The 9,955-nt window shown below is 33.3% G+C and carries 10 protein-coding genes; all 10 read left to right on the forward strand.

The genetic code is table 11. From position 1 onward, the window contains the following. Positions 1-520, forward strand: a 520-nt coding sequence (locus tag HMPREF1528_RS11880) for a hypothetical protein (RefSeq protein ID WP_016479939.1), incomplete at its 5' end; no start/stop codon positions are given. 12 nt (positions 521-532) lie between these two features. Further along, the gene (locus tag HMPREF1528_RS11885) at positions 533-1,231 is read left to right on the forward strand and encodes a hypothetical protein (protein ID WP_016479940.1); all 699 of its coding nucleotides are present in this window, start codon (positions 533-535) and stop codon (positions 1,229-1,231) included. A gap of 100 nt (positions 1,232-1,331) precedes the next feature. Then, positions 1,332-3,710 carry a type VI secretion system Vgr family protein gene (locus HMPREF1528_RS11890; protein WP_016479941.1) on the forward strand — a complete coding sequence of 793 codons (2,379 nt, stop codon included), beginning with the start codon at positions 1,332-1,334 and terminating at the stop codon, positions 3,708-3,710. 2 nt (positions 3,711-3,712) lie between these two features. Then, positions 3,713-4,927: a DUF11 domain-containing protein gene (locus HMPREF1528_RS11895; protein WP_016479942.1), complete on the forward strand. Its 1,215-nt coding sequence runs from the start codon at positions 3,713-3,715 to the stop codon at positions 4,925-4,927. A gap of 2 nt (positions 4,928-4,929) precedes the next feature. Next, positions 4,930-5,469 (forward strand): hypothetical protein, encoded by a 540-nt coding sequence (locus HMPREF1528_RS11900; RefSeq protein ID WP_016479943.1) that lies wholly within the window; start codon positions 4,930-4,932, stop codon positions 5,467-5,469. 8 nt (positions 5,470-5,477) lie between these two features. Further along, positions 5,478-5,834 carry a DUF4280 domain-containing protein gene (locus tag HMPREF1528_RS11905; RefSeq protein ID WP_016479944.1) on the forward strand — a complete coding sequence of 119 codons (357 nt, stop codon included), beginning with the start codon at positions 5,478-5,480 and terminating at the stop codon, positions 5,832-5,834. Positions 5,835-5,856: 22 nt separating this feature from the next. Next, positions 5,857-6,285, forward strand: a complete 429-nt coding sequence (locus HMPREF1528_RS11910) for a GPW/gp25 family protein (protein ID WP_016479945.1) — start codon at positions 5,857-5,859, stop codon at positions 6,283-6,285. Between the two features lie 41 nt (positions 6,286-6,326). After that, positions 6,327-8,153, forward strand: coding sequence for a type VI secretion system baseplate subunit TssF (locus HMPREF1528_RS11915; protein WP_016479946.1), 1,827 nt, complete (start codon positions 6,327-6,329; stop codon positions 8,151-8,153). Positions 8,154-8,409: 256 nt separating this feature from the next. Beyond that, entirely contained in the window at positions 8,410-8,850 is a 441-nt protein-coding gene (locus HMPREF1528_RS11920) for a hypothetical protein (RefSeq protein WP_016479947.1), read from the forward strand. A 32-nt stretch (positions 8,851-8,882) separates the two neighbouring features. Next, positions 8,883-9,955 (forward strand): hypothetical protein (locus HMPREF1528_RS11925; protein WP_016479948.1); only part of this gene is annotated, 1,073 nt, incomplete at its 3' end.

Raw genomic sequence — 9,955 nt, forward strand, 5'->3', positions numbered from 1 at the left:
CTTTTCTTCTATCACTTTTGCTCAAGAAGAAAAAAAGCAAGATAGCTTGCAAATCATCTCAAAGAACCCCAAAGAGCCTGTTACTATCAATTGCAAGATAGTACAAGGACATAAAAAACTAAAAGGAAGACATTTTGCAAGTGCACAACCTTTATATCTGCGTGCTAATAAAGATACACTCACTTATGGAGTGTTCCAGTTTGGCAGAAGAAGAAAAGATTTATTCCTATATGTCAAAATATTAGACGAATCTGTTTGCTTGAAAAAAGAAGAAGATTTTGATATGTTCTTTGCTTCAGGAGAAAAGATAACCCTAAAAAATCAATTCCCCATCAACTGTGAAGGGGCTTTTGCACATAAGCTAAATGCAAAAGAAATAGATGAGATTATTTTTAAAGAAATAACCAAAGTCAGTATTTATACCTATCATAAAAACTATGAGTTTTTGATAAGTCCTAAACAAAGTGATGACATCATTACCCTAATACAATGTCTAAGAAGGTATAAACAGTTGAAATAACAAAAAAATACTATGCCACTACCCGAAATAAAACTAACACTACAATATGAAGACCGCTATCTCTCAGAAAAATGGGAAGATAGAAATGAAAATAAAGTAGTGGTACGTACTGATACCCATTTTCAAAAACATACCATTAGTATTCTCATCTCAGAACAACCCATAGGAAGCGTTCAACTAAAAATAGACGACCATTGGGTAGAACTTCCTACCTACAAACTTACGGTTACAGACGACAAAACCGAAGAAATAAAAACTTTCCAAGTAACTCGTGACTTCCTTACCTTTAAAAAAGAAACTACCCAAAAGAGTTTTTTTTCATTCTTAGGTATCAAACGCTTTGATAAAACCACTTTCTTGTATGAAAACATAGCCTTTGAACCTGAAAAAGACAGTATCGAGAGTTTCGAACTATCGCGTTATCGCAAATTGTCCAACGATTCTTTGTCCTATCAGTTTCAAAGTGGAGATAAAAAACTCCTTATCTATGCAGGGAGCTTAGAAGACTTTACAAAACCTACAGATATAGATAGTTATTTTATCATTGTAGATAGTAATGAAGGACAAAGTTTTATAGGAGATATTTCCTATCGAGAAAAAATGCTAAAGCTCACCCCTAAAGTAATGCTACAAGTTGTCAAACGCACAAAAATAGCCAAAGAATTCTCTTTTGATAGCAAAGGAAAAGTACAGAAACTCATTTATTTGTAAATGGCTAATTCACTAAAATTCAAAAGAATTTTATTTGAAAAACTTGTGTATTAAGAAAAATTTTGTACATTTGTCCTCAGTAATATAAAGCTAACTAACAATGAAGAATGATAACAATAACACCTCATCTGTTCCAGGTCGCACGAATGATCCAGAAACCTTTGCGAAATTTGCTTCGGTGAAAAGTTTTCAAGATTTTTTGAAAGATAAAGATAATCCTGTAGTGATGATCACCCTTTCTCTCAATGGTAAAGGATTTTTAGATACTGCCACTTTTTCTTTACAACTTTCACAGCACACCAATGCCCACGATGAGTTTACCATTGTGGTCAATGATACAGCTATTGATGACTTTACAGGACAAGTGATGAAAAACTCCAAAGATCTTTTAGGAGAGAACATTACTATTCATTTCCATCATCACGGAAGTATTGTACAGTCATTCAAAGGGATTATAGCCAATATCCGCAACCGCAAAGACGAAGGAGGCGGACACGGTAGGCTCTATATCTCAGGTTTTGCACCAAGTATTATTTTAGAAAATGGCAAAGACTGTCAGTCGTATGAGAACAAAACCCTCCCCGAAATCATCGCCGAAGCCACCATTGAATACCCTCAAGAAGCTAAGGTAAATACTGAAGGAATGATTAATACCAAGTATAAAATTCCTTATGTGGTACAATATAAAGAATCCGATTATCGCTTTATCAGTAGGTTAGCCCGTCGTTATGGAGAATTCTTTTACTACAATGGTACCCAGCTTATTTTCAGTAATGAAGCACAGAACACAGTAGAGCTTTTTGAAGGAGATGATATGATGGATGTAGAGTTTGAACTAATGATCAAACCTCAAAACTTCACCTATTTATCCTATGATGCCGAAAAAGCAGGTACAGAACAGAAAAAGACCCAAGAGGTACGCTTGCAAGACAAAGTAAATCCTTTTCAGTTTGCAGCTATTAAAGCCTCAAACAAAGTCTTTACCAAAGTACCCGAGATGCCTTATGTAGCTATACCCGAACAGTTTAGAGGAGATTATTTAAAAGATGTAGTACGCCGAGAGAAAGAAAGCCGAGAACAGCTGATGCAAGTCAGAGGGCGAAGCCGTAATCCAAAGGTACGTATAGGAGGCTTTGTAAAACTCAAAGACATCAATGGCAAGCCAATGGAAACCTACCGAGTGATAGATATCAAACACTATCAATCAGGTGACGAGTATTACAATGAGTTTATTGCTATTCCTGATGTATATATCGCTTACTATTACGATGAGGAAGCTCTTCCGAGAGCTGAACAGCAAATAGCCAGAGTAATGGATAACAACGACCCTAAGGGCTTAGGGCGTGTACGCGTACAATTTATTTGGCAAGAGAAATACCAAGCCCAAACCCCTTGGATACGAGTGGTACAACCCCACGCAGGAGCAGACAAAGGCTTTTACTTCATCCCCGAAATAGGCGAGGAAGTATTGGTTGATTTTGAAGATCAGAATGCCGAACGCCCATTTGTAGTAGGCAGCAACTACAACGGTAAGGAATACAGCCCCTTCTACAACCAAAATAATGATATCAAAGCCATACAAACCCGCAGCGGACACAAACTCATCTTCACTGAAGATGAAAGCATTTTACTCTCAGATAAGAATGGTAATACCTTAAGATTCGATACACAAGGCAAAAATATAGAAATTACTGCGCCGGAGAATATGATACTCAATGCCAAAAATATGCAATTGAATGTAACAGAAAGTATGATTACCAAAATAGGTAAAGATAGCAGTATTTCAGTAGAAGGAGAACTAACACAAGACATTGGAAAGAAGACTATTCTAAATAGCAGTGGGAACATAGAAATAAACTCAAGGAAGCAGTTAGACCTTTATGGAAAAGAGCAATTGATAGGATATACAGATGGTAGTACAGAGTTAGGAGCTAAAAACCAAATGCACATTTATGGCGACAATTCTCTCATCACAGCTAAAAACAAAATAGATTATAATGCTCCTGAAATTAATAAATTGCCTCAAAAAGGAACGTTTAAGTACGATAAAGAAAAACGAATTATTCGCTTAGAATGGCAAAATGCTCAAATGACTTCTACTATTGATAGAGCTTTTTTAGGAGACAATGTAAGTATCCTTGTACAAACTCGAAATTATGAAGTAGGAGAAATTGTCAGCCTGAAAATTAAAGAAAAAGATAATAAAGAGGTAAAAACAGGAACTACTGAAATTACACTTTCAGGCACTGTTGATGAAAATGGTTTTGCTATACTAAAAGAGGCTTTTACAATTGAATCTTCAGAGAAAGAAGAGCAAGAGAAATTAGCTCAACAGCAGAAAAAACAAGAAGAGGAAGAATTGAAAAAATCCACAGAAGTCTATAAAACCTACCAAGGAAAAGACTATACCTATAATGAATGGATGGTAAAAGAACAAGAACTTTGGGAAGAATATCAACACACTAAAAAAAGAAAATAACTATGAAAGACGGAAGAATTTTCTACATAGAAATGGAAGGTTATGATCAACAACCTGAGCTAAGTATCCTTATAGGAGTGGATATTTTTGTTAACGAAAATGGCAGAATATTAGCCAAAATACCTAATAAAAACATTAGGAATATACAACAAAACATGACACACAAAGAAGATAGAGCTGAGCTTGAAGTTACTATTACTAAAAGTGAGATCAATGAGAATAAGGAATTTGATTTTACAATTATAGCAAAAAACAATGGAAAAGAAGATGCTGAAGAAACAAAAGTTAAAATGAAACTCCCTAATGGATATAGATTTATTAAAGCTGAAGGTTTTCTTACTAATGAGGATTTGGTAAAATGGAGAGAAACTGGAGATTGGAAAATAGGAATATTAGGAGCAAACAAAGAGAAACAGCTTGTTATAAAAGTACAATTAGTCGAAGATTTAACCAAACCTAGAATTTATACATTTTTAGCTGAAATATCTTCACAAACACAAGAAGCTACTTTTCAAAATAATAATATGAAGATCGGAAATAGAATTTTTGTAGTAAAGACAATTCAAAGAAATTTTGATACTGGGGCACCTTCAGCAGGGATAACAAATAAAGAAAGAAGAGCTACCGAAAAATTTATTAAAGATAATAAGGATAATCCTAATGCTTTTACATCTGATTGCATTGCTTATCAAAATTGTATTGAAATTATTGCTGAAAAAGCTATCCGATTGGAAATGGCGAGAATTGTGGAGCAAGATTGTGAAGAAAGTCCTGAAAACAATAATAAAGAATTTGGGGGAGTTGTTTATAGAGACGGACATGTACAAGAATCTTTTGCAAAAGATGAGGATAAAGATCCTTCCAAAGACAAGTATATCACCATTCAACTTCCTTTTATAAATAAAAATATTTTAACAAGGTTTCATTCTCATCCTAGTGCTGGTTTCTTTGGAAAAAGAGAGAATAATGAAATTTCAGGAGGGACAGTTTTGTTTAGAAGTAGTGATTACGAACCAAAATGGGCAAAAGCTCCTTCTTTTGATATAATAGATCAGAGAACTGGAATTCAAATAGGAGATATTAAGAGTATAAAAAATGATGAATTTAAAGAGGAGATAAGATATGTTTTTTCTCGAAGGGATGAAGGTATAGTTTTTATGTATAATATAAATGGAGTTTTAGCAACATTACCCCATAAAATCTTTAAAAATTTGTAATTATGAAAATACTTATCATCTTCATTTTATACTTTGCAATACCACATTATTTATTTAGCCAAGAAGGACAGTTAGAGAATCCATATTACAATATAAAAATAATAAATCAAAGTATATTATATTTTAAAAATATTCTTGATCAGACAAATAGCTATGATGAAAGAAAAGATTTTTTGTTAATCACAGAGAAAGGACAAATAATTGAAAATAAATATTTTGGAGAGGATGTATATAATGAAATAAAAGATTTTTTCCCTTTGAAAGGAGAGAGAGGTATATTGGAAGAGGAAAATATAAAAAAGATATTTAATAAGTTGGATATAAAAAATGGAAGTCTATATATTTGGAAAGTTTATGTATTTTACTTATTTAATGACCATATATGTATTATTTTTCGCAGACATTTTTTATATCATAATAATGAGGGTATATTTCTTTCTCCTAGTGAAACAGAAGCTCTTTTTCTTTATAAATATGATAATGAAAAAAAAGAATTCTGTCTTGATAAAACAATATTTGATTCATCTATCCCCATAAATTAAATTACTTTATGCCTCAAGAAATAACTGAAACAGCAAAGCTACAATGTAACCAAGGTACTGTAACAACTACACTAAAGGTTACAAGTCAGCAGTTTGCTAAAATAAATGATAAGCTCCAAGCCACAGAGGAAGATAAACAAGCCAATGTGAACATAATGCCTTTTGGTCAGTGCAAGCTAAAGCCTACCACAAGTGGTTATTTGCCTTGTATGCCTACTCCTATAAAGTGGGAAAACACCTCTTTTTCTACTATCGATGGCAAAAAAGAACTCAATAGTGCTTCCTGCATACAATGTGCTATAGGAGGCAAAATAACTTTTACTGATACAGGAGGTAATGACTTTGTCTCATCTGAAACAGAATAATCAAATACCCACAACAAACTTTATGAAAGGAATATATTACAAACTCCCTATCGATTTTGGAGGTCTAATGAAAAAACAAGACCTTGCTAAAATAGCTTTGGAAGATTCTATCTCTCAATCTATCTATACCCTAATGACAACTGTTTTTGGAGAATGTAAGTTTGATGAAACCTATGGTTGTGAACTATGGGATACTGATTTTGACCTTCTCAAAAGCGACGACGAACTAAAAGTTTTTGTCGCTAAAAGTTTAAAAAATAGTATCATTCAACACGAAAAACGAATTTTTCTACAAGATATAGAAATAAGAATTTCAGAACAAAACTTAGGTGAAATAAACAAAAAGCGAATAAAGAAAAAAGTATTAGTATCTGTAAGAGCCATTGTTTTAGAAACCAATCGCCCTTTTGTTTATGATTTTTCTTTTTTTGTAAGCCCCTTGTCTTATTAATATTTTAGCATAATTATACACTATAAATCACATAATTATAGATGAATCAGGAACAGATAAAAAATAGAATGATAAAAAGAGCTTCACGAATGTGGGGCTATAGTGAGTTAGAGTCCGAAAGTTCTTTTGACCCAGTTTTAGAATTGCTTCTTTCAGCTTGTGCTTCAGAACTTGAAAAATTGCGTTTTGAACAAGAAAATTCCCGTGCAAGAATTACAGATCGAATCCTCGAAATTATTTTCCCTAATCAAATAGTAGGAGTGGTACCTTCACAGACATTGTTACAACTCACTCCTGTAGAAAATAACGTCCAGCTTTCTCGTTATAATCACTTCAAAGCTATCAAAAAAACTCAAAATATATACGACCCAACTCAGGTAAATACGAAAGATATCTATTTCAGCCCTACCTTAGAAATGAAACTTACCACAGCACAGGTGAAATATTTGCTGTATGGCAATAAAGCACTACAACAAGAAAGTTTTTTCTATCAGGAAGAGATAGCTCGCTCAGAGAGGAATATCCCTTCAGGCGAGTTTTGGATAGGAATACACGCTCCAGAAGTAGAAAAATTAGAAGATTTGTGTTTTTACATAGATGTAAATAACAAAGAGCAAAAAGAGTTTTTTACCTATTACCTTCAACAAGTAAAAGTCTTTTCAGAGGGCAAAGAATATGAATTGGCAGAAGGATATAACACACCTACTAATAGTATTGAATACGAAAACATTATCTCTAAGAATTACACAGGTATAGATGCTATATACAACGAAGTAAATCAATTCTATCAAGCAAATTTCTTTACTCTAAAAGGTACTATTTATCCTAAAACAGAAGAAGAAAAATCGGTAGCAACTACTTTATTAGAAAACTACTTCCTCGATCATAAGTTTATTACAGAGAAAGATATTATATGGTTACAGTTCAAATTTTATGAAGTCATTACTCCTAAAGTCCTAGAAAATGTACGTATTGCTCTAAATTGTGTGCCTGCTATCAATATACGTAATACCGAAGATTACAAACGTATCAAAGGACAGCTTACTATTTACCCTATTACTGGAGAAGATTCCTTCTTAGACATAGATTATATATCTGATAACTACAAAAAAAGATATGATGTAAAGAATTATTTATCAGATGATAATATTTCCATCGTGTTAAGGCGAGGAGGGGTAGCTCGCTTTGACGAAAGAAATGCTTTAGAACACCTGCAACACCTCTTAGGTCTTATTAGAGAGGAAACAGCTGCCTTTTCAGCTATTGGGAATGAATATGCTATAGAAGAAGAACTCAAACAAATAGGACAAAACTTAGCTTCTATCTACCAAAATATAAAAGAAAAAAATCTGTCTTTAAATACAAATCCTTATTTAATATTCTCTTCAAATAATAGAGAGATGGATATGAATTTTACCATTTCCTATTGGCATACAGCGGCAGAAGAAGGAAATGATATAAAAACAGGTGTATTGTTGGATTGTGATAGTGAAAACAAAACAGCTATTAGTAGGGCCATTACGGTAAGACCTTCCTTAGGGGGTAGGCGCGGACTTACTACTTCTGATAAAATTTTAGAATATCGCAATGCTTTGCTTTCACGAGGTAGAATTGTTACTATTGCTGATGTGAAAACCTTTGCTAAAAGCCATTTCAAACATACAATTAAAGGATTAGATGTACAAAAAGGTACTAAAAAAGAAATCTCACTAAAAGGAGGTTTCAAAAGAACTATAGATATTTACCTAAATAAAAACAAAGAGGTAGAAGTAAGTGAAACAGAATGGGAATATTTAAAGGATAGTTTCTTGATTAAGTTAGAAAAGTCTTCTACGAACATCTATCCTTATAGGATTTTTGAGAAGTAATTGATTGAAAAAGTTACTTTAAACAGAAAAATCTTGTTTTCAAGGATTGTACAGTTTAAATTATTATAAAAATAGAATAGTTTACATTACTGATAATCAGGTAAATATATTTTTATTGAAAAATAATTTGAAAAAAATTAAAGAAAAATTTGGAGATTTCATTTAAATAAGCTACATTTGCGCAGTATAAAAGTACAAAATATTATTTTTTGTTTTAAAATTTTTTAAAGTATTAATTCTCTTAATATAGAAATCTATGTTAGTAAATAAAGGAATAGGGGGCAATGAAGTGCCAATAGATGCAAGTGAAGCTATTTTGGAGATAGCTCCAAACCGCACATTGATAGCTCAAAAGCTCAGTGCGGAAAATCCTGTAAAACCTGAATTGGTGGAAGGGCTCAATACTTTAGATAAAGTGTTCGAGCATTTTAAACCTACTATAAAGGTAGATTTTGAAGACAACGAAGGAGCTACGAAGGTTGAAGAATTAAACTTTAAGAATTTGGGAGATTTTGGCACTAAAGGAATTACAGCTCAAAGCACTTTCCTTACAGGATTGGCCACAGAAAAAGACCAATATCAGAAGATAATCAAACAACTAAAAACAAACAAACTCCTTAAAGCAGCCTTGGAAGATCCTGATGCTAAAAAAGCCTTACAAGATACTTTAGAAGCTCTAATAGCTGAGTTGAGTTAATTTCCCAATATTACAATTAAATATTTGAAACAATGTCAAATAAAATAGAAACAGCAAATACAGCATCACAAGCACAGGAATCTGTTAAGAAATCACCTATTTCATTAGAAAAGTCATTAGATAAATTAGTGCGTTATGGAGGTTTTGATTTGTTAGAAGCATCCATAGAGAATGTACAAAATGTAAATCCTGATAGGAATGCTCGTAGAAAGATATTCCTTACCGAAAGTAGCAAGCAAAAAGAAAGAGATACCCTAAAGAAAACCTTAGAACTTTGGGCAAGTGTCTTAAAACAAAGTGATTCTTTGGTTGAAATGGTTGCACATTGTGAAGACCAACAAAAATCAGCAGAAGAGTTGCTTTCTAAAAACTTATACAATGCTGTAGAGGCTACTCGTGAGTTAGAAACAAACTATCGAACCATAGCTTTGTTCTACAAAAATACTGAGGAAGACAAAATCAAAAACGTTACAGTGATGAACGCTTCCTTAGAGCAACTCAAAGACCTTGATAACACGCGTTTTATTGATACCATACACGCCGAACTTTCCGATAACTACGACCGTTTAGACCTTAGAAATAACTATGGGTTGTTAGTGATTCCAGGTTATTTAGGCTCTAATATGGTAGTGGAGAAATGGGCAAAAATCGCTCATGAAAATAAAGTAATGCTTGTTACTGACTTTGAACACTTAGATGAACCCGATGATGTAATGGAGATGTTCGACGAAGCAAACCTCACAGGTGGCGATGTGTATCGTGCCAATGTACTAATGACCTGCAACTGGCTAGTAGGTAGAGGTCGTTTCAATGAAATAGGCGAAACAACCGATTTGTTTGTCCCTCCTTCCGCCGCTTTAGCTGGAAAAATCTACAAGACATTGATGTCTCAGGTAACTGCAGGAAAGAAATTTGGAGGTATCAACGAAGTAGAAGGTGTCCGTTTCGACTTGAAGAAAAGCGAAATAGCCAACTTAGAAAGTTTAGGACTTATCCCTATGGTAAATGAATACGGAAAAGTAATGGCTTTCTCTGGCAAAACATTGTTCAACGGAGATAACTTAGGACTACAAACGTATTCTGTAGTACGTGTGTTCGACTATGT

Source organism: Capnocytophaga sp. oral taxon 336 str. F0502 (assembly GCF_000411575.1).
GTDB lineage: Bacteria > Bacteroidota > Bacteroidia > Flavobacteriales > Flavobacteriaceae > Capnocytophaga > Capnocytophaga ochracea.